General features: G+C 25.7%; 26 protein-coding genes. 2 read left to right on the forward strand and 24 right to left on the reverse strand.

The features are described from left to right. Positions 1-831: 831 nt before the first annotated feature. Entirely contained in the window at positions 832-1,545 is a 714-nt protein-coding gene (locus HGD80_RS01200) for a DUF2963 domain-containing protein (RefSeq protein ID WP_225904399.1), read from the forward strand. A gap of 144 nt (positions 1,546-1,689) precedes the next feature. Here the strand turns inward: HGD80_RS01200 and HGD80_RS01205 are convergent, their stop codons facing one another. The 24 genes from HGD80_RS01205 to HGD80_RS01320 form a co-directional block, all read right to left on the reverse strand. Further along, on the reverse strand, positions 1,690-2,223 hold the full coding sequence (locus tag HGD80_RS01205; RefSeq protein ID WP_219475239.1) for a hypothetical protein: 534 nt from the start codon (positions 2,221-2,223) through the stop codon (positions 1,690-1,692). A gap of 866 nt (positions 2,224-3,089) precedes the next feature. Further along, the gene (locus HGD80_RS01210) at positions 3,090-3,302 is read right to left on the reverse strand and encodes a hypothetical protein (RefSeq protein ID WP_011160837.1); all 213 of its coding nucleotides are present in this window, start codon (positions 3,300-3,302) and stop codon (positions 3,090-3,092) included. Positions 3,303-4,002: 700 nt separating this feature from the next. Further along, the gene (locus HGD80_RS01215) at positions 4,003-4,947 is read right to left on the reverse strand and encodes an IS3 family transposase (protein ID WP_219475240.1); all 945 of its coding nucleotides are present in this window, start codon (positions 4,945-4,947) and stop codon (positions 4,003-4,005) included. A gap of 1,138 nt (positions 4,948-6,085) precedes the next feature. Then, positions 6,086-6,352 carry a hypothetical protein gene (locus HGD80_RS01220; RefSeq protein ID WP_219475243.1) on the reverse strand — a complete coding sequence of 89 codons (267 nt, stop codon included), beginning with the start codon at positions 6,350-6,352 and terminating at the stop codon, positions 6,086-6,088. A gap of 80 nt (positions 6,353-6,432) precedes the next feature. Then, positions 6,433-6,909: a Panacea domain-containing protein gene (locus HGD80_RS01225; protein ID WP_219475203.1), complete on the reverse strand. Its 477-nt coding sequence runs from the start codon at positions 6,907-6,909 to the stop codon at positions 6,433-6,435. A 1,174-nt stretch (positions 6,910-8,083) separates the two neighbouring features. Next, entirely contained in the window at positions 8,084-8,350 is a 267-nt protein-coding gene (locus HGD80_RS01230; protein ID WP_219475243.1) for a hypothetical protein, read from the reverse strand. An 80-nt stretch (positions 8,351-8,430) separates the two neighbouring features. Beyond that, entirely contained in the window at positions 8,431-8,907 is a 477-nt protein-coding gene (locus tag HGD80_RS01235) for a Panacea domain-containing protein (protein WP_219475203.1), read from the reverse strand. 941 nt (positions 8,908-9,848) lie between these two features. Then, entirely contained in the window at positions 9,849-10,217 is a 369-nt protein-coding gene (locus tag HGD80_RS04770; protein WP_225904400.1) for a hypothetical protein, read from the reverse strand. A 1-nt stretch (position 10,218) separates the two neighbouring features. Continuing rightward, positions 10,219-10,701: a Panacea domain-containing protein gene (locus tag HGD80_RS01245; protein ID WP_219475245.1), complete on the reverse strand. Its 483-nt coding sequence runs from the start codon at positions 10,699-10,701 to the stop codon at positions 10,219-10,221. A gap of 473 nt (positions 10,702-11,174) precedes the next feature. Then, positions 11,175-12,233: a hypothetical protein gene (locus tag HGD80_RS01250; RefSeq protein ID WP_219475247.1), complete on the reverse strand. Its 1,059-nt coding sequence runs from the start codon at positions 12,231-12,233 to the stop codon at positions 11,175-11,177. A gap of 104 nt (positions 12,234-12,337) precedes the next feature. Beyond that, positions 12,338-14,815, reverse strand: a complete 2,478-nt coding sequence (locus HGD80_RS01255) for a hypothetical protein (protein WP_225904401.1) — start codon at positions 14,813-14,815, stop codon at positions 12,338-12,340. Continuing rightward, positions 14,751-15,671, reverse strand: coding sequence for a hypothetical protein (locus tag HGD80_RS01260; RefSeq protein ID WP_219475250.1), 921 nt, complete (start codon positions 15,669-15,671; stop codon positions 14,751-14,753). Before HGD80_RS01260 ends, HGD80_RS01255 begins: the two co-directional genes overlap by 65 nt. Positions 15,672-15,694: 23 nt before the next feature. Continuing rightward, positions 15,695-17,794, reverse strand: a complete 2,100-nt coding sequence (locus HGD80_RS01265) for an AAA family ATPase (protein ID WP_219475251.1) — start codon at positions 17,792-17,794, stop codon at positions 15,695-15,697. 21 nt (positions 17,795-17,815) lie between these two features. Further along, the gene (locus tag HGD80_RS01270; protein WP_219475254.1) at positions 17,816-18,109 is read right to left on the reverse strand and encodes a hypothetical protein; all 294 of its coding nucleotides are present in this window, start codon (positions 18,107-18,109) and stop codon (positions 17,816-17,818) included. Positions 18,110-18,246: 137 nt separating this feature from the next. Next, positions 18,247-18,483 carry a hypothetical protein gene (locus HGD80_RS01275; protein ID WP_219475190.1) on the reverse strand — a complete coding sequence of 79 codons (237 nt, stop codon included), beginning with the start codon at positions 18,481-18,483 and terminating at the stop codon, positions 18,247-18,249. Beyond that, entirely contained in the window at positions 18,476-18,916 is a 441-nt protein-coding gene (locus HGD80_RS01280; RefSeq protein ID WP_219475188.1) for a hypothetical protein, read from the reverse strand. The genes HGD80_RS01275 and HGD80_RS01280 overlap by 8 nt, the downstream gene beginning before the upstream one ends. Before the next feature lie 6 nt (positions 18,917-18,922). Then, positions 18,923-19,123 carry a hypothetical protein gene (locus tag HGD80_RS01285; protein ID WP_219475256.1) on the reverse strand — a complete coding sequence of 67 codons (201 nt, stop codon included), beginning with the start codon at positions 19,121-19,123 and terminating at the stop codon, positions 18,923-18,925. A gap of 15 nt (positions 19,124-19,138) precedes the next feature. Further along, complete coding sequence (locus tag HGD80_RS01290; protein WP_219475164.1) at positions 19,139-19,471, reverse strand: HU family DNA-binding protein; 333 nt, start codon at positions 19,469-19,471, stop codon at positions 19,139-19,141. 139 nt (positions 19,472-19,610) lie between these two features. Continuing rightward, positions 19,611-20,423 carry a DNA adenine methylase gene (locus HGD80_RS01295; RefSeq protein ID WP_219475161.1) on the reverse strand — a complete coding sequence of 271 codons (813 nt, stop codon included), beginning with the start codon at positions 20,421-20,423 and terminating at the stop codon, positions 19,611-19,613. A 200-nt stretch (positions 20,424-20,623) separates the two neighbouring features. Next, complete coding sequence (gene tmk, locus HGD80_RS01300; protein WP_219475160.1) at positions 20,624-21,271, reverse strand: dTMP kinase; 648 nt, start codon at positions 21,269-21,271, stop codon at positions 20,624-20,626. Then, positions 21,264-21,848 carry a hypothetical protein gene (locus HGD80_RS01305; protein WP_225904394.1) on the reverse strand — a complete coding sequence of 195 codons (585 nt, stop codon included), beginning with the start codon at positions 21,846-21,848 and terminating at the stop codon, positions 21,264-21,266. The genes tmk and HGD80_RS01305 overlap by 8 nt, the downstream gene beginning before the upstream one ends. Next, positions 21,848-23,146, reverse strand: coding sequence for a replicative DNA helicase (gene dnaB / locus HGD80_RS01310; protein ID WP_219475185.1), 1,299 nt, complete (start codon positions 23,144-23,146; stop codon positions 21,848-21,850). The genes HGD80_RS01305 and dnaB overlap by 1 nt, the downstream gene beginning before the upstream one ends. Before the next feature lie 70 nt (positions 23,147-23,216). Further along, a complete protein-coding gene (locus tag HGD80_RS01315; protein WP_219474294.1) occupies positions 23,217-23,444 on the reverse strand; it encodes a DUF2963 domain-containing protein in 228 nt (75 codons plus the stop codon). Between the two features lie 5 nt (positions 23,445-23,449). Next, on the reverse strand, positions 23,450-24,079 hold the full coding sequence (locus HGD80_RS01320; protein ID WP_219475258.1) for a sigma-70 family RNA polymerase sigma factor: 630 nt from the start codon (positions 24,077-24,079) through the stop codon (positions 23,450-23,452). A 178-nt stretch (positions 24,080-24,257) separates the two neighbouring features. Between HGD80_RS01320 and HGD80_RS01325 the strand changes: the two genes are divergently transcribed. Next, entirely contained in the window at positions 24,258-24,845 is a 588-nt protein-coding gene (locus HGD80_RS01325) for a hypothetical protein (protein WP_219475260.1), read from the forward strand. Positions 24,846-25,185 lie beyond the last annotated feature (340 nt).

A 25,185-nucleotide genomic window follows, 5' to 3' on the forward strand; every position in this document is an offset into this window, starting at 1 on the left:
TAAGAATAGCTAATAATACAAATAAAAATCCAGATATAATTACAACTAGACATAATAATTGTTTTTTGTTTTTGTTGTGTCACTTTTAAAACAACTGCCTTTCTTCTTATCCTAAATAAGAAATTGTTTTTTATTGTCAAAATGTAAAAATAATAAATTTTTAATATGATGATCAGTTTCCAAAAGATAAACAATTTAAAATATTTAAAAACTTATAAAGCTCAATTTAGCTATTTTTGCAGCATTTGGAAAAACTTAGATATTATGCAAGCCAGTTTGTAAATTAATATAGTGAAATTATTACTTTTACATAAAAAAAATCCTTTCTTTTATTTTTGTTGTATATTAAGCATTAATAACTTAACGATTTGCAAATATTAATTATAATTATAAAATTACTTATAAATATACTTATATCTATTAATTTATAAATATACAATTACAAATAATATTTTTAATCTAATTTTTAACAAATAACAAAAAAGGAAAAAACAAATTGTTAATTAACTATATTTTAACATCAAAAAAAAAAAAAAAACAACAAATATGCTTATTTATTTTAAATATTTGTATTTTTCCATCAATTTACAAATAAAAACTGCTAAAATATTAAAATATTGAGTAATTTTAAAAATATTAATGCAAATAACAATATATGTTGTATAATAAGAGTACTTATTTGTAATCTATGATTTGTGCTTTTTGTTTTAAGATTTAAAGATTTAGCAATGATAATTTGGTAATTTAGCAATTTTATAATTTATAATTTTATAAATAAGTTGTAGCATAAATGGGGTTTGATAAGTTATAACAAAAAAGAAAAGTAATTTTATGAAATTTGTAAAAAAAGAAACAAAAGACCAAAAAGACACAACAACTCCCAAAGAACACAAAGACAAACACAAACAAAAAAAGCATAAATGGCAATTAATTCACATATTGTGCCTTATTTTAATGGTTATTATAATGTTTTTAAGTAGTTTTATTTTATATAACAAAGAACACAAAGATAAAATATTTACTCAAAAAAAAGAATCAACAAAACTACCAAATCCGATTATCCAAGAAAATAAACCAAATAAAGAAAATAATAATGAAATAGTTAACCAAAATAAATTAATTTCAAACGAAAATAATTTAATTGTTACAAACTCAAACGAAAATACCCAAATGATAAATATATACGATTCAATAACAAACAATTTAATCAAAAAAACTACTTTTTACCCAAATCAAAAAACTATTAATTTCATTGAAAAATACAACCCCCAAACTAAAAAATGCCTCCAAATAAAACACTTTACACAACAAGGGACTTTATTTTGTGTCATATATCTTGATCAAAATACTAAAAAAATAACAAAAATAATTTATTACCAAGACAATAACAAAATAGACAATGAAGCTAAATATAGCCTTCAAAATGGAAAAAAGATTTCTCATACTTACTATCTTAAAAACGGCATTGATATTGATTACATAGATAAATACAACGAAAAAGAAGAAATTTCAGAAACAATCCATTATATTGTTACAAAATACTAAACTAGTTTTGTTCCTTGAAAAAGCCCCAAAATAAAAAAAGACCAACTTTGAAGTTGGTCTTTATATTATCATAAATATTTAGTTTTGGGAAATTTAGTCTTGATTTTAGTAAAAATAATATTTATAATTTTAAAAAACTAATTGTTATTTTGTGTTTGCAAAATTTTGAAAAATAAAATACAATATCAAAACAACAAATAATAAAATAAATATTACAAAGAAAAAAAATAAAAAACTATTGGTTACATTAGAATTATTATTTTGAGAAGTATCAGAATCACCACCAGAAGCATCAGAAGAACCGGAACCACCTGAAGGAGTTAAAGGATTTTGATCTTTTAAAATATTAAATTGAGTATTTAATTGATCTACATGAACTTTTTGATCTTTTAATTTGTTAATTCCACCCAATTGTTCTAAAGCTTCTTGTACTTTTGCATCTAAATTAGATGATTCATCAGAAACATTGCTTTGTGAATCTTGTTCATATATTTTATCATTTAATGTGGATATTGATTTCATATATGAAAAAATATTTGTAATTTTGTCTAAAACATTATCGTACTCTTTAGAAACTTCTTTAAATTTTAATGTTTTTGATGTCAATATTTTAAATGATGTTAAAATACTATTAACATCTGTATTTAATTTTTGTACCCAATTATATATTTGTTCCAAATAATCAATTACTTGTTGTTGGGCTCCTACTTCTTTTTTTTTAATTAATTCTAGGATATTTATAAAAATGGGATCATTTAAATATTTTTGAATTTCTGTTTGATTATTAACTGCTAATTTATTAATTTCAGTTTTGATTTGAGTAATTATCGCGATAGAAACAAAACGCCTTAATTATTATAGCTAATAATTAGGTTTTTTTGAGCCTCGCACAACACCGTACAAGCAAGTTTCCAAGCATACAGCGTTTATATAAAATATATTTCTTCTTTCGCCTTGTATTTGGTTTTCCCAAATTCCTTGGTAAGTCAGTCCACTTATGCATTCCAGCTAAGCTTTGAATTTCTTACGACTACTACGATTCTGCTTTTTCCTTGAGCCTAAACACTTAAGTTTATTTTAGATGCTTTTATACTTTTATCAAATAACTTTCTTTTAGCAAATAACTTTTAGGAAGATAGAAGTTACTCTAATTTCTTACCTTAATAGTTTTAGGAGAGATAACCACAATTAATATACAAAAATAAAAAAATTATGTGGTTGTGGTGGTTTTAGGTTTAGCAATTTTGCTTGCCACTTAAATCAATAAGTGTTAGTAAATTTTATATACGCAAAAAATATATAAACTGCCCTAAAATATAAGGTATCAACTGTTTTCCCTTATAGCTACTGCCCGTTTTTTCTCTTAGGCTTATTGCAAAGCTTTTCCATGACTATTTTCAACTCGCAAATCCAAACGATAAACAGTTCCTCGTTTTTTTTGCTTTTATTTTCTGCTATAATCTATCTTGCTTTCACAAAATAGACCAAAAATATGTTGTACTGCATTACTAATTGCAGTTGTAAGTGGTTAATTTACTAAGAAATTAGGCATCTTTCTCGCCCTTTTGCAATAAATCTTGACATTGTATTTTTATTTGTTCTGTTTGATTCTCTTTAGTTTCAATTAGAGTTATCACGTTTTCAATATCATCATCTTGGTCAGCAAAAATTAAATAATTGTGATTTAAAAATAGCAAAATAGCCCAAAAGCCAGCAAATATTAACAGTTTTGCTTTATGTTTTTTGAGTTTTACCATAATTTATATATCACCTGCTTTCTTTATATGATTTTATTTCCAACTTAACATTGAAATAAAATTTAAAAAATTAAAAAGGCAAATACAAAAATAGAAAATAAATAAATTTTAAAAATCATCTTTGTAGAATCATCAAAAAATGTATTTATTCTCATGCTAATTATAACACAAATTAAAGTTAAAAAATGTAATATTATAATAAAATCACTGCATTTTATGCAATTTTAACAAACTAAATCTCGATTAAAAATTAATTAAATATTAAAAGAATAATGAATTCAGGGCATTTTAAAACGGTTTTTTAGATACAAAACATTTAAATTATGATATAATAAACCTACAGGATGATATTTATGAGGTGTTCCTTTTTTTAATACAACTTTTGGTTTTAAAAAAACCCTTTAAGAACCAATATTAAAGGCATAATTCCATATCTTTTCAAACTAACAAAGTAATTTCATTACACTTAAAAAGTGTCTAATGTTTTTTCATAATTTGCTAGTTTCAAAAGATATTTTTTAAAATATTTTATCCCTACACTATATATATAGGCCGAAAAAACGAAAAACTCACCTATAAAACGACATGGGTTTCATTTTTTTACACAATAATGCGGAATTTATTGTTTTGGGTAGAAAAAAATGCATGACAAAACAACCTTTTTCAAAGGTTATAAGTTTATATATCCATAATTAAATATTTATCTAAAAGTTTGAAAGTATTTCAAAGGAGATAAATTGTTTAATTTAGTTAAAATCCATTTATTATTCCAAAAAGAAGGGAATTGATTGATAATTTTTTTGATTTTAGTTGAGGTTTTTTGGAATAAAAGGGGATGTTGGTTGGATAAAATACTTTTCATCTGGCCAAAAAGATTTTCAATGACAGCGTTATCACGTGGGGTTGCTTTACGAGACATGCTAATTAAAAACCCTTTTTTAGTTAAAACTTTTTGTACTTTTAGAGATTGATAAACTTTACCTTGGTCTGAATGAATAATACAAGGGGTTTTTAAAGTGGGAATTTTTTTGATTGTATTTAAAATTAATTCTTTATTTTGTCGGTTTGAAGTGTGGGAGGCAATAATTTGATTATTAAAAGAATCAATAATACACGAAAAATAAATAAATCCTTGGGGAGTGGGAAAATAAGTAATATCGGTAAATAGTTTTTTCATGGGCTGGGAGGTATTAAAGTTTTGATTAATTAAATTTGGGACTACTTTGAGGTTAGATTTTAAATTTTTATGATAATAATATTTATTTTTCTTAGGTCTTAACTTACAACAAATATTATTTTCTTTCATGATAAGATAAACTTTTTTCTTAGTAATAAATTCGTTAAAAATTTCTTGGTATAAATCAGTAATTTTGCGATGACCGTAAAAATATTCATGTTGCAAACATAAAGTTTGAATACGTTGTTGTTGCAAAAGATATTTTTCTTGTTTTAATTTTATTTTTTCTTTAATTTTTAACCAATAATAATAAGTACTGCGATTAATACGAATTGTTTTTAAAATAGTAGTTAAATTGAGATCTTTGACAAATTGTTTAACCAGTTTAAAAACAATTTTTTTATTAATGGTTTGAATATGGAAAATCATATTTTGTAATAATTTAATTTTTTGTTTTAATTTTTGCATTATTAACACCAATTATCTTAATATTTTTTTAATTACAAAAACAATTATAACTCAAAAATGCATTAAAAATTAATTTTAAAATATATTTATTAAATTATTATATAATATGATCAGTATTCAAAGACGAGCGTAGCGAACTAGGCGGCCAGCCGAGGAATATTACAATTAATCTATTACACCCTCCTATAAAGTCCCCTTTGGGGATTTAGGGGGTTTTTAATTTGCCCGCCAAATTTAATAATTTGACGGGCACCTGGTTAGACAATATACTTTATCTAAACATTATAAATTGTGATATAATATAATAAATTTATATATACTAATTAAATATAAAAACCCTTAATAGGTTTTTATATTTAATTAGTATCATTAATATTATTTTATTTAATATTAAATAAAATAATATTAATGATATATGTTTCTAATAAGGTTAAACCCGAATTAAGTATTATCTATCACAACCCAATTCAAAACAGCCTTAGAGGGCTTTTTGAATTGGTGTTTAGGTTTTCCCACGGGTTTAACCTTATTAGAAACATACCATTATATATATAGGCCGAAAAAACGAAAAACTCTCCTATAAAACGACATGGGTTAAATTTTTTTACACAATAATGCGGAGTTTTTAATTTTAGGTCGGTTATGCTATATAATAACAGGGTTAAAGGGCAATATCGCCACCATAAACACTAGCGATTTTTCCTGGAAGAGACAAAAAAATGAAAAAAAGTTGTCAAAAAACGATCAAAAAAATCTTCCTCAAAAATAAAAAAATACCCCTCAAATGAGGGGGTCTAAATTAGGTTAAAAAATGATTCGTTTTAATTTATGTCAAAATTGTAAAAATTAAAAGTAAGTGTTTTCCTAGGGTTTTGAGGACTGCTTTATCAACAAATTGAATTTAAAGGGGGTATAAATTAAGACTAGGGTTATTACCCTAATTGTATTTAAATCAAAGCGAGAGGGGCAAAATAATGCGTTTAAGAGGCATTTGGGATTTAGGGGGTATCTTTTTTGTAATTATTTTTTCAATTATAATCACCTTCATTAAGATGTTGAATAATTCTTTTGGAAAGTGTCAAAGCACCAAGAGAAAGGAGTTAATTTATATGTTGAAAAATATAAAAATAGAAATTGTTTAAATTATATGTTCTGAGTCTAATCCAATAATATGAAAAACATAATTGATAATAATTCCAAGTAGACGCTTTTGTTTACCGAGTCCTAATTGATAAACATCATTATCGTTTGCTTTAGATAAAATATCACTAAAATGATTTTTTAAATTTTCACTTTTCACTTTATGAAAATGATTTTTATTATTAAAAACATCAGAAAAATTCTTGTGTGAAATGTGATAATTTAGAGGAAATAAAACCTCTTCAAATAAGTTTTTAATTTTCATTTTCTTAAAATAAGATAATATAGTCAATTCTTTATCAAAAGAATAAATAAATTTTTTGCCGCCAAACCTATCAAACCATTTTATTTTTGAATCCTATTTAAATTGTTTTTAAAATATTTATAAATAATTTCATCTGAAATAACATTTTCATCCCAACTACCACCGCTATTATAACCCAGCTGCCATGGTAATTCTTGATGAGTTAAATCTGATAATTCATTGCCAGTTGCACTACCATACAATTCAATAATACTATCAATAACATTTTTCCAATCAACCGAAGTATTTATTTTTTTAATGTTTCCTTTTGGGGATAGCTTATTAATAGGTAAATAAGTAAATTCTTTAAATTCTTTATATAATTCAGGTAAAACTGGACCATACACCCAAGCTCTAAAAGAATCTTTAAAACTATCAAGTGAACCACATTTTACTAAATATTTAGCATAAGCATAATAAATCATTTTGTGTAATTTCATATGAGTGGTTTTATGTGGATTGTTTTCAATAATATAATTTGCCACATCAAAAACATTGATTTGGTTTTTGTTTTTCATAATCTCAACTCCTTTATTTTTTTATTTGTATAATAATAAGTTATAATATATATATCAATTATATCATATTTAGCATCCTTCTATATTTTAAATTTTATAATATTTATTTGTAAATATTGTATTAATTAAATTATTATATAATATGATTAGTATTCTAAGACGAGCAGAGCGAACTAGGCGGCCAGCCGAGGAATATTACAATTAATCTATTACACCCTCCTATAAAGTCCCCTTTGGGGATTTAGGGGGTTTTTAATTTGCCCGCCAAATTTAATAATTTGACGGGCACCTGGTTAGACAATATACTTTATCTAAACATTATAAATTGTGATATAATATAATAAATTTATATATACTAATTAAATATAAAAACCCTTAATAGGTTTTTATATTTAATTAGTATCATTAATATTATTTTATTTAATATTAAATAAAATAATATTAATGATATATGTTTCTAATAAGGTTAAACCCGAATTAAGTATTATCTATCACAACCCAATTCAAAACAGCCTTAGAGGGCTTTTTGAATTGGTGTTTAGGTTTTCCCACGGGTTTAACCTTATTAGAAACATACCATTATATATATAGGCCGAAAAAACGAAAAACTCTCCTATAAAACGACATGGGTTAAATTTTTTTACACAATAATGCGGAGTTTTTAATTTTAGGTCGGTTATGCTATATAATAACAGGGTTAAAGGGCAATATCGCCACCATAAACACTAGCGATTTTTCCTGGAAGAGACAAAAAAATGAAAAAAAGTTGTCAAAAAACGATCAAAAAAATCTTCCTCAAAAATAAAAAAATACCCCTCAAATGAGGGGGTCTAAATTAGGTTAAAAAATGATTCGTTTTAATTTATGTCAAAATTGTAAAAATTAAAAGTAAGTGTTTTCCTAGGGTTTTGAGGACTGCTTTATCAACAAATTGAATTTAAAGGGGGTATAAATTAAGACTAGGGTTATTACCCTAATTGTATTTAAATCAAAGCGAGAGGGGCAAAATAATGCGTTTAAGAGGCATTTGGGATTTAGGGGGTATCTTTTTTGTAATTATTTTTTCAATTATAATCACCTTCATTAAGATGTTGAATAATTCTTTTGGAAAGTGTCAAAGCACCAAGAGAAAGGAGTTAATTTATATGTTGAAAAATATAAAAATAGAAATTGTTTAAATTATATGTTCTGAGTCTAATCCAATAATATGAAAAACATAATTGATAATAATTCCAAGTAGACGCTTTTGTTTACCGAGTCCTAATTGATAAACATCATTATCGTTTGCTTTAGATAAAATATCACTAAAATGATTTTTTAAATTTTCACTTTTCACTTTATGAAAATGATTTTTATTATTAAAAACATCAGAAAAATTCTTGTGTGAAATGTGATAATTTAGAGGAAATAAAACCTCTTCAAATAAGTTTTTAATTTTCATTTTCTTAAAATAAGATAATATAGTCAATTCTTTATCAAAAGAATAAATAAATTTTTTGCCGCCAAACCTATCAAACCATTTTATTTTTGAATCCTATTTAAATTGTTTTTAAAATATTTATAAATAATTTCATCTGAAATAACATTTTCATCCCAACTACCACCGCTATTATAACCCAGCTGCCATGGTAATTCTTGATGAGTTAAATCTGATAATTCATTGCCAGTTGCACTACCATACAATTCAATAATACTATCAATAACATTTTTCCAATCAACCGAAGTATTTATTTTTTTAATGTTTCCTTTTGGGGATAGCTTATTAATAGGTAAATAAGTAAATTCTTTAAATTCTTTATATAATTCAGGTAAAACTGGACCATACACCCAAGCTCTAAAAGAATCTTTAAAACTATCAAGTGAACCACATTTTACTAAATATTTAGCATAAGCATAATAAATCATTTTGTGTAATTTCATATGAGTGGTTTTATGTGGATTGTTTTCAATAATATAATTTGCCACATCAAAAACATTGATTTGGTTTTTGTTTTTCATAATCTCAACTCCTTTATTTTTTTATTTGTATAATAATAAGTTATAATATATATATCAATTATATCATATTTAGCATCCTTCTATATTTTAAATTTTATAATATTTATTTGTAAATATTGTATTAATTAAATTATTATATAATATGATTAGTATTCTAAGACGAGCAGAGCGAACTAGGCGGCCGCCGAAGTACAGCCAAATTAACTCTTACCCTCCTCCTATAAAGTCCCCTTTGGGGATTTAGGGGGTTTTTAATTTGCCCGCCAAATTTAATAATTTGGCGGGCACCTGGTTAGACAATATACTTTATCTAAACATTATAAATTGTGATATATTATAATAAATTTATATATACTAATTAAATATAAAAACCTATTAAGGGTTTTTATATTTAATTAGTATCATTAATATTATTTTATTTAATATTAAATAAAATAATATTAATGATATATGTTTCTAATAAGGTTAAATGACAAAAGCCCGACCATAAACATTAGCGAAATGATGACATAAGAGATAAAAAATAAAAAAAAGTGAAAAAAAATAAAAAAATACCCCCTCAAATGAGGGGGGGGTCTAAATTAGTTTTAAAAAAACGATCCGTTTTAAATTAACCTCAAAATGCTCAAATTGAAAGTGAGGCTTTTACTGGGTTATCTGAGGGTCCCAAAAGGGAGAAATCCAAAATCAGGGGCGTTTAAGAGCATTCCTGATTTAGGGGGTATCTTTTTTGTAATTATTTTTTCCATTATAATCACCTTCATTAAGATGTTTGAAACTTCTTCTTGTGGATGCTAACGATAGTGATTAAATGAGTTGTTTGTTCTAAAGTATTTGAACCCTCTTTATATTATATATTTTAACATATTTTTTTATGTTTCTTAATTGCTTTTCTATTTTTTTAATATTATTTATCATTTGATCGAGTTTGGGTTGGTTAATTATTTTTTCTTTGTATTTCCTTTATGGTTTGGATCATAGGCGATAATAACAAAATATTCACCAACAGTTATACCATAAACACGTTCTTGCAAATTAAGAGATATTTGGAAAATAAGTTCATCTTCAGAAAGATTAACAACACGAGCAAACCCTTTTCGAGAAAGGGTGCTAGGTTGGACTACATGATATCTAGGACCTTTATTATGTGTTTTTTTGATTTGATACCATGTATACTCAATATATTTATTTAAAGGAGAGATAACTTTTTCTAAAAATTGTTTAAAACCTTTTATTGTTTTAAAACTTGAAATATCTGTTAAATTTTGATCGAATCGATAACGAAAAAAAATATTAACTGTTTGTTCCATATTAACAAATGTGTTTAGTATTTTTAGAAAAATATTCTAAAATATCTTTGTTTTTAATAATGTTTTTAGACCAATCGGAATTGATATAATATATGTTTTTCCATGGGTCTTCTTCGTGAGTTTGTTGAGTTAAAAAACTGGCTTCTTTATTGCCGTATAATGAAATAATATCATCAAGGATTTGTTTTTGAGTGGCATTTATTTTAGTTTCATCTCCCATTGATAAAGAATCGGGATTTAACGGTTTATAAGTAAATTCTTTCACTTGTGCGCACAATTCAGGAAAAACAGGACCATAAATCCAAGCTTGGATTTGTTCTTTTACAAGAGGTTTTTTTGTTTGTACTAAATATTTTGCGTGAGCGTAATAAATCATTTTATTTAGTTTCATTTTAGTAGTTGGATGAGGATTATTTTTAACAATGTAAAGAGCAACATCAAAAACGTTAATTTGGTTTTTGTTGGGAATGTTTGATGTTTTCATATTTATTTCCTTTCTTATTCTTTATATTATATATTTTAATATATTTTTTTAAATATTTTATCCCTACACTATATAGTTAGGCCGAAAAAATGAAAAAAAGTTGTCAAAAAACGATCAAAAAAATCTCCCTTAAAAATAAAAAAATGACCCCTCAAATGAGGGGGTCTAAATTAGGTTAAAAAATGATTCGTTTTAATTTATGTCAAAATTGTAAAAAATAAAAGTACGTATTTACAAGGGTTTTTGAAGGTCACTTAGAGGCTAAATTGAATTTAAAGGGGGTCTAAATCAATCCTAGGGTTATTACCCTAGGATTGATTTAAACGCAGCGAGAGGGGCAAAATAATGCGTTTAAGAGCATTCCTGATTTAGGGGTGGTATTTTAAAATTAAAATTTAGATTGTTTATTTAAGAAGATATCACATTTCATTCAAATTAATGAAAAAGACCAACTTTATAGTTGGTCTTAATTATTATTTATTTTCATCATTTTTAGTATTAAATTTCTTGGTATAAAGGGTAATGTATTGTTTGACTGGGTTGAAGTGAAGATAGTAGTTTTTGTATCTAATTTTACCATCAAAGTTTTCAATACTTTCAAATTCATCACATTTAAATTCATCTATGTAAAAATCTTTATCTTCTTCAAATAACCATTTTGGCCCTTTATATTGGATTTCTAAAGTGTGATTGGTTGTGCGTGGGATTAATGATACTATGAATTGTGAATCTTCGCGTTTACGTTGGTCGCTAAAAGTTTCAAAATAATCAATTTGGTCGTTTTTATATTTCCATTTATTGAAAGGATTTTTGTAAAAAGGTGGGATGTCAGTTGGTTCATATTCTTGGTGTTGTCCCTTGCCTAAACCATCTAAGCCATAGAAGGTGTATTTTATGACAATCATTGGGATACCTTTAAGAGTTTCAGTTGAATTTTTATATAAATACCATGTTTTTCCATCAGCTCCTAAATATGGTTTTTCATTTGAAGGTATGGGGTATTTTTTGTCAATTGGGTATCGTTCATGAATTTGATGACCGTAAAAATATTCTTCTTTTACTTCAGTTGTTTTATCAGGGATGGGATAAATTTTAGGTTTGGAGTTTGTTATGTCGTATTTATTGTCTAAAAATATAAAACCACCAAAAATAGCAAATATACTTAGCACAATACCATAATATATAATTATAATTTTTTTAGGATTTGTTTTTTTAAAGTTTTTTATTTTTAATTTGCCGAGTGAAAACTGAATTTGAGATAAATCTGTTTGTTGTTGGTTTAATTCAGTTTGGATTGAATTTATTTCAATTTGTAATAAAGTTTTATCTTGTGGTGATAAAACTTTATTATTTGATAATTCAGTTATTTTTTGATTTAATTTTTCTTGATTAATTTCAATTTGTTTTTTTATATTTTCTAAGTTATTTAATTTATTATTGACATTTTTTGAGATAAAATATATCCATAAAGGAGCCACCACAAATAACCCCCCAATTAAACTTAAAATAACTATTATTCCTATAATATACATAATTAATTTCCTTTTTTTAATTTTTTACTAATTACTAAATAATACAAAAACTAACAAACTTATTTTATCACAAATACTAAATTAGATAGCTTTATTGTTAACATTTACCAAGGCCACCACCTTTTAACTGTGTCCCATTTAGTAGCTATAGCAGTTCCGCCACCAATTATGCCTCCCAAAAAACCACCTGCAGCCGTTCCGAGACCAGGTAAAAGTGCACTTCCAATTATAGCTCCTGATTTAGCTCCTGAGTATGTAGCTCCTCCGATGTTTGCTGCTGTTATTGTGCTATCTACAGTTGTTCCCCAAGTTATTGAGGAATCTTTTAATTGTTCTTTTTTATTGTCTAAATCAGATATTTTGGAATTTAAGTCAGTTATTTGGTTTCCCAATGTTATTTTGGTATCTTTATGTGCTAATTTTTCGGTTTCTAATTCGTTTTTTAACTTATCAATTTGGTGTTGTAATTCTTTATTAGTTCCACTTAAGCCACTATTGGCATCTTCTAAGGCTTTAATTGTTCCTTCTAATTGTAAAATCTTTTTACCTCGTTCGGCGAAAAGATCTATTTGACGTTCCAATTCAATTGTTAATCTTTGAATTTCTTGGGCTTGAAGTTGGATAGTTTGTTGTAGTTTATTTATTTCTTCATCTTTTTGTTTGATGATTGTTTGTAATTGTTCCTCATTGGTTTCTAAGTTATTAATTTTACCATTTAGCTCTTTGATTTTAGATTGTTTTTCGTTTAGTTGTTTAACTAATGTTTTATCAGCATTACCGTTTTTAACTAATTCATCTTGTATCTCTTGCATTTCTTTTTCTAGTTGTTTGTTTTCGGTTTTAGTTGCATCAAGTTCTTGTTTGATTTTGTTTAAATAATTATTATATTTTTCTTTTAGGTTTTTATTTTCTAATTTTAAAGTATCAATTTCACTTCTAAAACCTTGTTCTTGGATTTCTAGTTGTTGCATTTCGCCTTTTAAAGTTTTAATATGAGTTTCTTTATTATTTAATTCCTGTTGTAAAATATCATCAGGCTGTTGGTTATTAATTAAATCATTTATTTCTTGTTGATATTTATTTAATTCTTGTTGCTTATTTGATAATTTTTGTGTAATTTCATTCAAATTGTTTGTTTTTTGTTGCAATACAGATTGATAATTATTGAGTTTATTTGGTGGAGGGGTGGTGCTTACATTTTGATTAAACTTTAATTGCCAACGATTTCCACCTATCAATTTATCGATATAATTACTCCAAACGCTCCTGTTTTTATCGATGAAGTATATTTTATCTGAAGTAAAACAAGGTCTTATATAATAAAAAGTGACTCCATTAATTTCTATTGGTAGACTTTCTATTGTTCGTGTCTTGCCTATTGGTATTTGTTGATTATTTCTGTCTAGTTTTACAGTTGGGGTTATTTCAACTGCAAAAGGGACAGGAGAATAGTATATTGCTTCATCTTTAATCCTATCTTCATTAATATCCTGATTAGCTTTGAGGTCGCAAGTTGTTTGCCATTCATCATAAGTTTGAGTTAGGTTACTTAATTCTTGTTGTAAAGAGGTTTGTTGATTTGAAAGGTTAACTAATTCTTGATTAATAGTGTTTATTTGTGTTTGTTTATTTAATAATTCTTGTTGTAATTGTTTAGCGTTTTCTTTATTTTTTTCAATTTGTTCTTTTAGTTTCAAGGTTTCGTTTTCAAGTTCAGAAACGGTTTTTTTGTAATTTGTAATTTGTCTTTGGATTTCTTCCAAAGTTTTCACATGTTGTTCTCTTAGGTTTTTGGTTTCTTCTTGTTTTTTAGTTAATTGTTCTTTTAAGTTTTTTTCGTTTTCTTGTAATTGTTTGATTTCTTCTTCTTTAATTAATAAATGAGCTTGATAATTTACTTGTTTTTGTTCGATGTTATTTTTTAAATTATTAATTTCTTCATTTAATTGCTTAACTTCGTTTGCTGATAAGTCTTTTTGTTCGCTTAATTTTTGTTCTTTTTCTTCTAATTGTTGTTGTTTTTTGGTAATTTCTGCTTTTAATTGTTCTACATCTTGAATATTAGAAGCCAATTGTTTTTCTAAAATTGATATTTTTTCTTTTGATGCAACTAATTCATTATCTTTTTTTATTATTAGATCTTTTTGATTTTTAAGATTATTTTTAATTGATGCAATTTCTTCTTGTAATTTAGCTTTTTCTTCATCAGATAAATCTTTAGTTTCTTGTAATGTTGTTTCTTTAGATTTAATGTTGGCTTCTAAATTTATTATTTTATCTTCAAGGGATGCTTTTTCTAATTGTTGCGCTTGAAAATTGAGGTTTAAATATTCTTTTTCTTGTTGTAAAATCTTTTGTTTTTCTTTTTCTTGTTGTAATATTTCATCTACTTGTTGTTGAATGTTGGGATTTAATAAACTTTTGGTATTTGTTTTATTGGTAATTAGGTTTTGTTTATGAATTGGTTGTTTTAAAGTTGGCTGAGGAGTTAGGGTTTCATCATTTAATTCGGTTGATTTATTTTTTTTTTTTTTGAAGATCTTGTAATAGTTCTTCTTTTTTATTGTTGGTTTGTTTTTCATTTTCTTCTGATGATTTACCTTGTTTTTGCAATTCGGTTGCGTATTCTTTTAATTCTTGTTTTAGTTTCGCTTCTTCTTCTTTTTTAATAGCATCTAGATCATAAACTTCTACTAAGGGTTTTGGCGGGGAGTCTTCTTTAGGGGTTGTTTGATTATCCCCAACAATTATTCCTGTATAAATAGCTGTTGCAATTAATATTGTGCTCCCTATAAAGGGTCCTATCACTGGAATACCAAAACAAGCTAGCCCTAAAATAAGGCCAATTGTGATAATAATACCACTAAATATCAAACTAGCAACTTTTGGTAAGCATCCTAACCATTTTAAAAAATTTGTTCCTTTTTCATTTAGCCAATTAGCTAAATTTTTAGCATTTTCCCAAGCGCCTTTAATAACTGGGTCTATTTTAGCAGCCGCTTCAGGGAAGAAATTAGCAATAATAAACCATAAAGCAACTATTATTAAAATAAGTGGTAATATAACAAAAATAGTATTTCTAATTGATTTGAGGATTCTTTTAAACCAATTATCATGTTTTTGTTGAGTTTCTACAATTATTTTTGTAGGTTGTGGTGGGGTGGTTTTGGGAATTGGTTTTGTAGTTTTTGGGGTTGTTTTAGTAATTCTTGTTGAAGTTTTTTTAATTATAGTTGGTTTGGTGGTTGTTTTTTTAACTGTTTTTTTTGGTTTTGTAATAATAACCTTTTGGGGGGAAGTAATTTTTGGAGTTGGTTGGTTGATAATTTTTTTGATGATAGTTTTTGAAGGTTTAGTTATTTTATTTTTTTTAACAACATTTTTTTGAAGTTTTGATTGTTTTTTTGGTTTTTTTGATTTAATTATTTTTTTAGCCATGTTATTCTCTCTCTTTCTAATTTTTATTTATTTTCATCATTTTTAGTATTAAATTTCTTGGTATAAAGGGTAATGTATTGTTTGACTGGGTTGAAGTGAAGATAGTAGTTTTTGTATCTAATTTTACCATCAAAGTTTTCAATACTTTCAAATTCATCACATTTAAATTCATCTATGTAAAAATCTTTATCTTCTTCAAATAACCATTTTGGTCCCTTATATTGGATTTCTATAGTGTGATTGGTTGTGCGTGGGATTAATGATACTATGAATTGTGAATCTTCGCGTTTACGTTGGTCGCTAAAAGTTTCAAAATAATCAATTTGGTCGTTTTTATATTTCCATTTATTGAAAGGATTTTTGTAAAAAGGTGGGATGTCAGTTGGTTCATATTCTTGGTGTTGTCCCTTGCCTAAACCATCTAAGCCATAGAAGGTGTATTTGATTTTTACTTGGGTGTTATCTTTGGGTGGTTTTAAGTATTTTAATAAACCTTTTTTCCATTCTACATATTGATCTTCACATTCTTTTCTTCTAGCTTCTTTAGTTGTTTCAGAAACTTTAATATTTTGGAAAGTGTTTATAGCTTCATCTAAATCAGAAGCTAACATAACTTCATGATTAGGGTTTTTACGTTTGTATTTTTTGGCTTTAATATAAGCACTATCAATTATTTTTTCTTTTAAGTTTCTAGTAGAATAGCTTTTGCCTTTGCATCTATTAGCAATTTCTTTCAAATGAAGATAAGTATGATAACTAATTTGATAATCAGCTACTAAAAATTGTAAAAAGCCTTCAATTTCATCATCTTTTAATAAATCAATTTTAATTTCTTTGCTAAATCTACTTCTTAAAGCACTATCAATTTTGTCTAAATGGTTAGTTGCTCCCATTAAGACAATTTTTTTATTACTTCTTTTAAAGCCATCTAATTTAGTTAATAAATTATTAATAATATTAATACTTGTTTTGTTAGATTGGTTATCTGCGCGATTGGCAAGTCCACTAATTTCATCAATAAATATAATAGTTTTATCATGATTTTCTGCTTCTTGCCATATTTTTTCTAATTCTTCGTTGCCTTCACCAACGTAAGTCTTATCAAATCTTGATGGTTCTAATTCAATATAGTGTATTCCTAATTCATTGCATAAAGCTTTAATTAAAAAACTTTTTCCAGTGCCAGGAGGACCATATAATAAATATCCTCTAGGAATTAATTTGTCAAAATTAACCATAGAAGCATTGTCGTCTTTAAAATATTCTATTAAATCTTCTAACTCTTCTTTTTCTTGTTTCATTCCATAGACATCAGAAAACATAACTTTCTTTTTTTCACCTTGATAAGAAGTGTTATTTTGTAAAGCTTTGATTTCTTCTTGCATTTGTTTAATTTGTTTATCAAATTGGATCAATTGACCGTCTAAAAACAAATCATAACTTTTTAAATTTTGGAATTCTTCAACATTATCTTTGTTTTGAATCATTAAATCTTTAATGATGTTTTTATTGGCGTTATTCAAAACCATTGCTTCTTTCAAACTTTGAAGTTTTTCATTAATAAATAAATTTTTACTAGTTTTGGTGATTTGAGAAGTAATAGTTTTAATTTTTTCTTGGTTATTATTTTTTGTAGTTAATAATTGTTTTTTTTGTTCGATTAAGTCTAAAGTTTTTTTATTAATAGATTCTTTTTTATCTTTATTTTCTTGGAGTTTTTGGGTTAAAGAGTTAATTTCTTCTTGTAATTTGGTTTTATTTTCTTCTTTTAAGTCTTTGTTTTTAAGATTAGTTTCTTTTGTTTCTTTTTTTGTTGTTAAGGTTTGGACTTCTATATTGCAATCACTTATTATATCTAAATTTAATTTAATTTGTTGGTCTAAATGTTGTATTTGTTGAAGGTTTTTTCTTTGTTCTTCGATTTGTGCTTCATTAGTTTTTTTTAATTCTTCGAGATATTTTGATATTTCATCTAATTCTTGTTTTTTTTGAGGTGTTAACGAATTATTTTGCGGCAAATCGTTTTGTTTGGAAGTTTGGGAAAGAAAACCGTAAATCCATAAACCCAAAACTACCAAAATACAAACACCCAAAAAAGTTAAATAAATTTTTTTTAATTTCATATTTTTTCCTTTCTTTTTTTATTATTCATGTTTTGGTTTAACTTCTTTAGTTGGTTCTTGTTCTTTATCTTCTTTATTTGGTGGTGGAGTTTTTGAATCGTTAACTTTGTTATCGTTGTTTTCGGTCCCTGTTGATGGTGGAGTTTGGTTGTTGACAATATTTTCACAAATAGGATTATTATTTTTTCTAATAAAGTAATAACTAACTCCTCCTATAATTAAAATTATCATTATTAAAAGTAAAAAGAGATTGAAAAAATATCTTTTAGTTCGAATATTTTTTTTGTTAATAACTTTTTTTTGGATTTTTCTCATTTTAAATTAAATTTCCTTTCTTTTGCTTTTATGGGTTTTTGTAATAATATAAATGAGGATAGTGTTTATGAAAAAGATACCCAATTATGGATGCTGTTAAAATAAGTATTATTAAATTGATATAAAATAAATTTTTGTTATTCATTTCCATCCTCCTTTTCATTAATTGGATTGTTTTTTTCTTTTGATTCGTTATTTGGATTTGTAATAATTGAAAATAAACTTTTAGTTTTATTTTCTTTTTTTGGCTCATTTTTTTTATTGATTTCTGGCGATGAAATTGAATTAAAAAATATTTTTTTAATGATAAACATTAAAGAAGTTGTAAATAGAGCGCCAACGATAAATCCAATAGAGAAATTTAGATCATTCATTTTCTTCCTCCTTTTCATTAATTGGATTGGTGTTTTTTGATTTAAGTTGTTTTTTTCTTCTTTTTTTCTCTTTCCAATTAGCAACTTTGACTTTTTGTACTTCTATTTGGGATTGGAGTTTTTCTTGATTTGCATTGATTTTATCTATTTTTTGTAATAATTGTTGTTCTAGGTATTCTTGTCTGGCACTTTTAATTTCTAAATTTTGTAGTTTTTTGTTGGGGAAAAAGATACCTAAAATCATATTTTTGATGAAAATTAAAGTGTTTGTAATTAATTTAAAAATAGGTTTGAACCCAGAAACAATAAGAATAGTGAAAAGCGTTGTTTGGATTCCATCCATTCTTCGTTCAAGTATTTCGGTAGTGCTAAATCCTTTGGTATAATTTAGAATAAAATTGATAATTGTTGCAAATATTGGAAATAACCACATATTTTTTTACCTTTCTGAATAATTTTTAATAACTTTGATTCGTTTGTTTTTAAATGTTTTCTTTTTGTTTGGTACAATTTTGTTGGGATAATATAAATTAACCCATTTTCCTTTTGGATGTCGGTATTTGTTGATTATTTTTTTGTTTAGTTTGTTTTGGGATTTAAAATAAATTTCATTGCATGCTTCTGTCATTCCATCACTCATGTTTTTATCTCCTTTTTATTTTAATTTAAGGGTTTTGACTTTATCTTTAAGTGATTTTGACATTTTAAAACTAACAACCGTTTTTGCGGGTATTTTTAAGTTTTTACCAGTTCTTTTTCCTGTTTTTTTGCCTGTTTGTTTATTGATGATGAATTTAGTTTCGGGGGTTGTGTGGGCTTTTCTAGTTTTTAAGATGAATTTGCCAATTTTAGAGGATAAAACCACTTCTTCATTTGATGTGATAGCTTTCATGAGGGCATTTTCAAATGAATTGTAAAATTCTTCAGTTTTCACAACTGAAGTTTTTAGTTGCTTTGCAACTTCTTTGATTAATTCTTTTTTATTCATTTTTCTTTTTCTCCTTGTTATTTAATTTTTTATTATTTTTTATTTTGAGTTTTAATTGGCTGCGGTTTTTGAAATAAGTACCGCGGTAAATTTCAGTCATAGCATCGCTCACATTTTAATATTCTCCTTACGATTTTTTTTAATAATTTTTGATAATAACTTCTTGCAACCCTCTTTGTGAGGTTAAAGCATGACTGGTAGTGGTTTTAATTGTTTGAATGTTAAAATCCTCAAACAATTTAATTATTTTTGCTGAATTGTAATTAGTATACAACCATTTTACATTGCGATGATTTGCCTCTTTTAAATATTTATAAAGCCTTATATGATCTTCAAATGTAAAAGGGTGTTGGTAAAAATCTTTATCTTTAATACCTTCGCGGTAATAAGGGGGATCAATGAAAATAAAATCATTGCTTTGGGCTTGGGTGATGACACTTCCAAAATCACCATTTAACAATTTTAAATTTTTAACATTAGTTTTTATTCTTTGTAATTCTAAAAAATCAATAATAGGTTTTTTAATTCGCGACTTAAATCCGTATGATAAATGAATGGTTCCATCAGGACGATAACGGAAAATGCCCCGAAAAGCATATTTTAATAAAGTATAAAAAAGAGCACTTTTGAAAACTCCAAAATTACTTTTGTTAAATCTATCTACGAAAAGTTTAAATGTTTTTTTTTGCGTCTTTTGATCTTTATTTGTATATATTGTGTCTTCAAATTTACGCACACAATTACAAAACAATTCTGGTTTGGCTAACATATTTTGCCAAAGTTCCATTAAATTATTGTCGTTATCATTCAAAATTGCGGTTGGGGGTGTAATAGTTTGGAATAAAGCCCCACCACCTAAAAAAGGCTCAAAATAATTATTATAATTTGTTGGAATTTGACATAACAATTGCGGCATCATTTTCTTTTTGGTTCCAATCCAATTAATTTGCATTTTGAAACTCCTTTAACCAAATGTATATTAAAAAAACAATATCAGAAACAAGACTAATTGTAATGTTTGCTTTAATTCCTAAATTAAAATCAAAAAACAGAGTCATTAAATTTGTTATTATAAATCCTAAATATGTTAAAGTCAATATTATTGAAATATTTTTCGATTTTAAAATCATTTTAATTATTCTCCTTATTTGTTTATAATATTTTTTTAGTAATTAATGTTTGAATTATTTGTTCTAAATTTCCTTGTTGTGAGTTTGTTGCATTAATTAAAAAACTGTTGCAATTTTGATGTTTGCAATTGGGATTATTGCAATATTTATGTTGATTTAAATAATTTTGGCGAACATTTTCAAAATATTTTAAGGGTTTTTGTTCGATGATGTCTAATTTATGATTAGGTTGTGTTTGTTTTCGTTGTAAGCTGTTTTGGGGGTCAATATCTAGATAGAAAGTTAATGCTGGTTTAATTAAGAAACGACTTATGATTTTGGAAGTTATTTCATCTTCATAATCAATATAATTAGCATTGCTTTGATATGCTAAAGTAGAATCATACCAACGGTCAACTATAACAATAAAACCACTTAGTAAAGCGGGCATTATCAACTCATCTTGGGTCTGAATCATATTGGCGAAACTAAGAAAATATTTACTTTTAGGGCTTGTTTTTATTTGATATAAAAATAAATTTCTTATTTCCTTTCCAATAGAACTACTTCCTAAACCTTGAAAAACTTTGACTTTATGTCCTTTATTAATTAAAGATTTTTTTAATTTATTTATTAAAGTGGTTTTCCCACAACCATCGATTCCTTCAAAAACAATTAATTTATTAACCATTCTTAATATTTCCTTTCGTATTTTTGATTAAATTAATATCTTTAAAAGAAATAAATTGTCTTTGGAATAAGGTATTTACAAAGATATTAGCTTTTTGAGAAAAACAATCAATTACTTTATCAATTCCTTGGACTTTGCCGTTTTTAATTTTATTGTTGAGCCTTTGGGATTCGATAGCATTATTAGTTAATAAGTAATATTCAAAACGTGTGTCTAATTTTTTTAATTGTTGGGCTTCAATGATGGCTTGTTTATAACGTTCACGGAGACAAGTTTTAAAATTAAAAGCAACAATTCGTTTGTTTTGGGTAAACAATACTAAATCAAATTTGATATCAGGAATAAAAAATAAATATGTTTGAGGATATTGTTTGGTGATTCCATAATGCCGAAAATAAATTAAAATTAGATATTCATTGATTTTACCACGCAGTACTTTTTGCTTTTGGGAAGTTGATTTGGTAATTTGAAAATAATGATTCAAACTTTGATGATTAAATTGCATATATTGATTAAAAGGATATTTAAAGTAATTATCAGGTTTGAGTTGGGATAAAATTTTATCTGAAATTAACATTATTTTTCCTCAATTCTTTGGATTTCTTTATCAAAATTAAAGTAACATTGGCCTAATTTACCTGCCCTATTTTTAGCAACAATAAATTGGGTAAAATCTTCTACAACATTTGTAAATTGATCTTTTTCATAATAACTTTCGCGATGCAAAAACATAACCATATCGGCATCTTGTTCGATTGAACCTGAATCTCTTAAATCTGAAAGATTAGGGGTTTTAGATTCTCTCATTAAAGTTGCGCGGTTCATTTGGCTTAACGCAATAATAGGAATTTGTAATTCCATTGCTAATTTTTTCAATTCACGAGTAATAATCCCAATTGCTTGATTTAAATTCAGAAATTGGTCATCTCTTAAAAGGTGTAGATAATCAATGAAAACTATATCAAGTCCTTGGTGAAATTTTAATTGACGGCATTTTCTTTTAACTTCTTCTATTTTGGTATTTCTGTCATCATCAATTAAAATATTCAATTCAGTTAATTTTTCTTCTGTTTGCAATAATTGCAACTTTTCTTCGCGAGTTAATTGTTGCTGTTCCATTTTTTTGATACTAATCTGAGATTCACAACTGATTAAACGTTTAATTAGTTCTTCAGATGTCATTTCTAAACTAAATATCAAAATATTATGTTTTTTAGGGATATTTTGAAAAACTTTAGCAATATTGACAGCCAAATTTAACATAAAGGCAGTTTTACCCATTCCAGTTCTTGCGGCTAAAATATTTAATTGTCCTGGTTTAAAACCTCCAATTAAATCATCTATATTATTAAATCCTGTTTTAACTCCAACTAAATTATTTTTATTGTGGTTTTCCAAAATGTCTTTGATTACTTTAGAAACACAACTTTTTAAATCTTTAAACTTGGGAGTGAGTTTTTTTCTTAATTTTGCAGTATTTGTTTCTATTAATTCTAAAATCTCTTGGGGAGTTATTTTGCTTCTTGCAATTTGGGATAATTTAGCAACAATACCGCCAATTTCTCTTTTTAAAGATGTTTCTTTAATTAAATCAATGTATGTTTCTAAGTGATGTGGAGAAGGCATCAAATCAGATAATTCATTTAAATAATTAATTCCTCCTATTTGTTTTAATAATTTTTCATTTTCTAAAATAGCACTTATAGAAGCATAATCAATTTCTTTATTATTTTGATGTAATATTTTCATGGCTTTAAAAATATTTTTATGATGAGGACTGTAAAAGTCAGTTTCTGTAATTTCATTAAAAACTAAAGAAATTGTTTCGGGGTTTAAAAGGACAACCCCCAACAAAGCGCGTTCGGCTTCAATCATCTTTCTAACTCCTTTTTTTAATTTGGGTATAAAAAATACCCCTTAAAAAGGGGTTTAGTTTCTATATTGATTAAAAAGTTTTAATTTTTTCAATTGTTCCGTCAGAATTGTAATAGGTCTCCTTGATTGTTTCTTCTGTTATGGGATCATATTCAGTAATGCAGTCAATTGTTTTGCCATCTTTATTAAACCATGTTGTTTTAATAAAATTCCATGTATCAGGGTCATGTTCGTGAATACCACAAATTTTTTTACCATCAGCATTATAATAAGTGGTTGTATTTTTTTGATAATTCATATTATTTATTTCCTTTTTATTATTTTTTTTAATTTATTAATTGCTTTGGTTTTGGTAATTTCTACTTGCCTTGAAGATAAATTCAACATTTTACCTATGTCTTTGTTGGAATACTCAATTTGAGGGTATTGGTTTTGGTTTTTTAAAGGAATCCCAAAATTTAATCTAATAATCTCGAATTCTTGGGTATTTAAAATGGATTTAATTTTTTGAATAAACAATTCATGATTAACTTGCTTTAACCAAATTTGATGGGGGTTTAGAATGTTGATATTAATAGTTTGAGGTTGTGTTTCTTCAAAAGGAATATTACTTACTTGTTTTTCTTTTCGAAAAACCTCTCTGGAAGTTGAAGTAGTTTGTAGGCCTCTAATAAGTTCTGTGATTTCACCTTTAATTGTCGGGGTAGCATAGACAATAAAATCATAACCTAAATCTTGGTAATTATTTAAAGCTTTGATTAATCCTAAAACCCCTTCTTGGTATAAATCCTCTCTTTGAAGTGCTTTAGGGAAATATTTAAATTTTTTAACTATTTTTTTTACTAATGGTAAATGCATTTCGATTAATTGATCGCGAATTGCTAAATTCTTTTTATTTTTTAAAAAATCTTTAAATAATTCTTCTCTTAACATTTTATTCCTTCCTAAAAACGTTTTTAGAAAAGATATGAAATTATTTTAGTCTTGAAAAGAAAAAAAGACTAACTTAATAGTTAGCCTTAAAGAATTTTTAAAAAACAAAAAAGTGTCTAAACTTTTGGAACACCTCATTACTTTAAAGTTTGTATATTTTAATTAGGAGGTTTTATAATTGTTAAAAAAATCAGTTAAAAACAATTATTTAATTTTCTTGATAGTAATTACATTTGTGTTTATTTCATGTTTCTTATCAGCATTTATTCCAAGTGCTTTTGCAGATGACAAAAAAGATCCAAAAGAAAAAACAACTCCTGTATCTGAATCACCACAATCACAAGAACTAAAATTAGAGGTAACAGATTATGATTTAGTTCAAAACGTTCAAGATTCTTTAAATACAAAAACATCATTATCATGTTCTTGTGTGGCTTACAAAATGAAATTATATTTAAAAGACAAAAATCCTAAATCTCAAAGTGAAGTTGGAACAATTGTAGAGTTTCTATATTCTAGCGTTCTAGGAGTTGATTATTGGGAAGATGTAGAAGTAGACAGTTTTGATAGATGTACATATGATGATGATGTTAGTACAAAAGCAAATTTAATAAGTATATTAACAATGATTTTTAAAGAAGCTAAAACACTTTTAGACAATGTAGAAGAATCTTGTCTTATTTTAGTAGAACAATTAAATGATAAACTTTTTGCAAGTTGGATACAAGATACAGTAAAGAGTCTTTGGCCATCTAAAACTTCATAAAAAAATATTAAAATTATAAATTAAATTATTGAAAACAACCATTTACAGCATTCGCGTAAATGGTTTTTATTTTATCAATTTCATTTCACAAAAATATCAAAAAACAATAATTATGTAAAAAAACACCATCACCAAACAAATAATGTGTTATAATAAAGACATTAAAACTTAAATGAAATATTTTTTCTTTTGAAAAACATTAATAAATTCAATAACTATTAAATTAACTAATTCACAAAGTGAATTTTAAAAAATATTATGAAATTTATTATCTTACATCAAAACCAAAGAAAATAACAAATAATTTAAGTAAAATTGTATAAAATTATATCAAAAAATA

Origin of the sequence: Paulownia witches'-broom phytoplasma (assembly GCF_019396865.1) — a bacterium.
GTDB classification, from domain to species: Bacteria; Bacillota_I; Bacilli_A; order Acholeplasmatales; family Acholeplasmataceae; genus Phytoplasma; species Phytoplasma asteris.

Excerpts from the sequence above, each read along its gene's own strand:
- HGD80_RS01230 (WP_219475243.1), bottom strand. The coding sequence starts at position 8,350 with ATGAAAATTAAAAACTTATTTGAAGAGGTTTTATTTCCTCTAAATTAT.
- HGD80_RS01220 (WP_219475243.1), bottom strand. The coding sequence starts at position 6,352 with ATGAAAATTAAAAACTTATTTGAAGAGGTTTTATTTCCTCTAAATTAT.
- HGD80_RS01285 (WP_219475256.1), bottom strand. The coding sequence starts at position 19,123 with ATGAGTGATGGAATGACAGAAGCATGCAATGAAATTTATTTTAAATCC.
- HGD80_RS01295 (WP_219475161.1), bottom strand. The coding sequence starts at position 20,423 with ATGCAAATTAATTGGATTGGAACCAAAAAGAAAATGATGCCGCAATTG.
- HGD80_RS01270 (WP_219475254.1), bottom strand. The coding sequence starts at position 18,109 with ATGAGAAAAATCCAAAAAAAAGTTATTAACAAAAAAAATATTCGAACT.
- tmk (WP_219475160.1), bottom strand. The coding sequence starts at position 21,271 with ATGGTTAATAAATTAATTGTTTTTGAAGGAATCGATGGTTGTGGGAAA.
- HGD80_RS01305 (WP_225904394.1), bottom strand. The coding sequence starts at position 21,848 with ATGTTAATTTCAGATAAAATTTTATCCCAACTCAAACCTGATAATTAC.
- HGD80_RS01265 (WP_219475251.1), bottom strand. The coding sequence starts at position 17,794 with ATGAAATTAAAAAAAATTTATTTAACTTTTTTGGGTGTTTGTATTTTG.
- HGD80_RS01210 (WP_011160837.1), bottom strand. The coding sequence starts at position 3,302 with ATGGTAAAACTCAAAAAACATAAAGCAAAACTGTTAATATTTGCTGGC.
- HGD80_RS01255 (WP_225904401.1), bottom strand. The coding sequence starts at position 14,815 with ATGAAAAACAAACCAACAATAAAAAAGAAGAACTATTACAAGATCTTC.
- HGD80_RS01200 (WP_225904399.1), top strand. The coding sequence starts at position 832 with ATGAAATTTGTAAAAAAAGAAACAAAAGACCAAAAAGACACAACAACT.
- HGD80_RS01260 (WP_219475250.1), bottom strand. The coding sequence starts at position 15,671 with ATGGCTAAAAAAATAATTAAATCAAAAAAACCAAAAAAACAATCAAAA.
- HGD80_RS01250 (WP_219475247.1), bottom strand. The coding sequence starts at position 12,233 with ATGTATATTATAGGAATAATAGTTATTTTAAGTTTAATTGGGGGGTTA.
- HGD80_RS01245 (WP_219475245.1), bottom strand. The coding sequence starts at position 10,701 with ATGAAAACATCAAACATTCCCAACAAAAACCAAATTAACGTTTTTGAT.
- HGD80_RS01280 (WP_219475188.1), bottom strand. The coding sequence starts at position 18,916 with ATGTGGTTATTTCCAATATTTGCAACAATTATCAATTTTATTCTAAAT.
- HGD80_RS01315 (WP_219474294.1), bottom strand. The coding sequence starts at position 23,444 with ATGAATTATCAAAAAAATACAACCACTTATTATAATGCTGATGGTAAA.
- HGD80_RS01235 (WP_219475203.1), bottom strand. The coding sequence starts at position 8,907 with ATGAAAAACAAAAACCAAATCAATGTTTTTGATGTGGCAAATTATATT.
- HGD80_RS01225 (WP_219475203.1), bottom strand. The coding sequence starts at position 6,909 with ATGAAAAACAAAAACCAAATCAATGTTTTTGATGTGGCAAATTATATT.
- HGD80_RS01290 (WP_219475164.1), bottom strand. The coding sequence starts at position 19,471 with ATGAATAAAAAAGAATTAATCAAAGAAGTTGCAAAGCAACTAAAAACT.
- HGD80_RS01215 (WP_219475240.1), bottom strand. The coding sequence starts at position 4,947 with ATGCAAAAATTAAAACAAAAAATTAAATTATTACAAAATATGATTTTC.
- HGD80_RS04770 (WP_225904400.1), bottom strand. The coding sequence starts at position 10,217 with ATGGAACAAACAGTTAATATTTTTTTTCGTTATCGATTCGATCAAAAT.
- dnaB (WP_219475185.1), bottom strand. The coding sequence starts at position 23,146 with ATGATTGAAGCCGAACGCGCTTTGTTGGGGGTTGTCCTTTTAAACCCC.
- HGD80_RS01320 (WP_219475258.1), bottom strand. The coding sequence starts at position 24,079 with ATGTTAAGAGAAGAATTATTTAAAGATTTTTTAAAAAATAAAAAGAAT.
- HGD80_RS01275 (WP_219475190.1), bottom strand. The coding sequence starts at position 18,483 with ATGAATGATCTAAATTTCTCTATTGGATTTATCGTTGGCGCTCTATTT.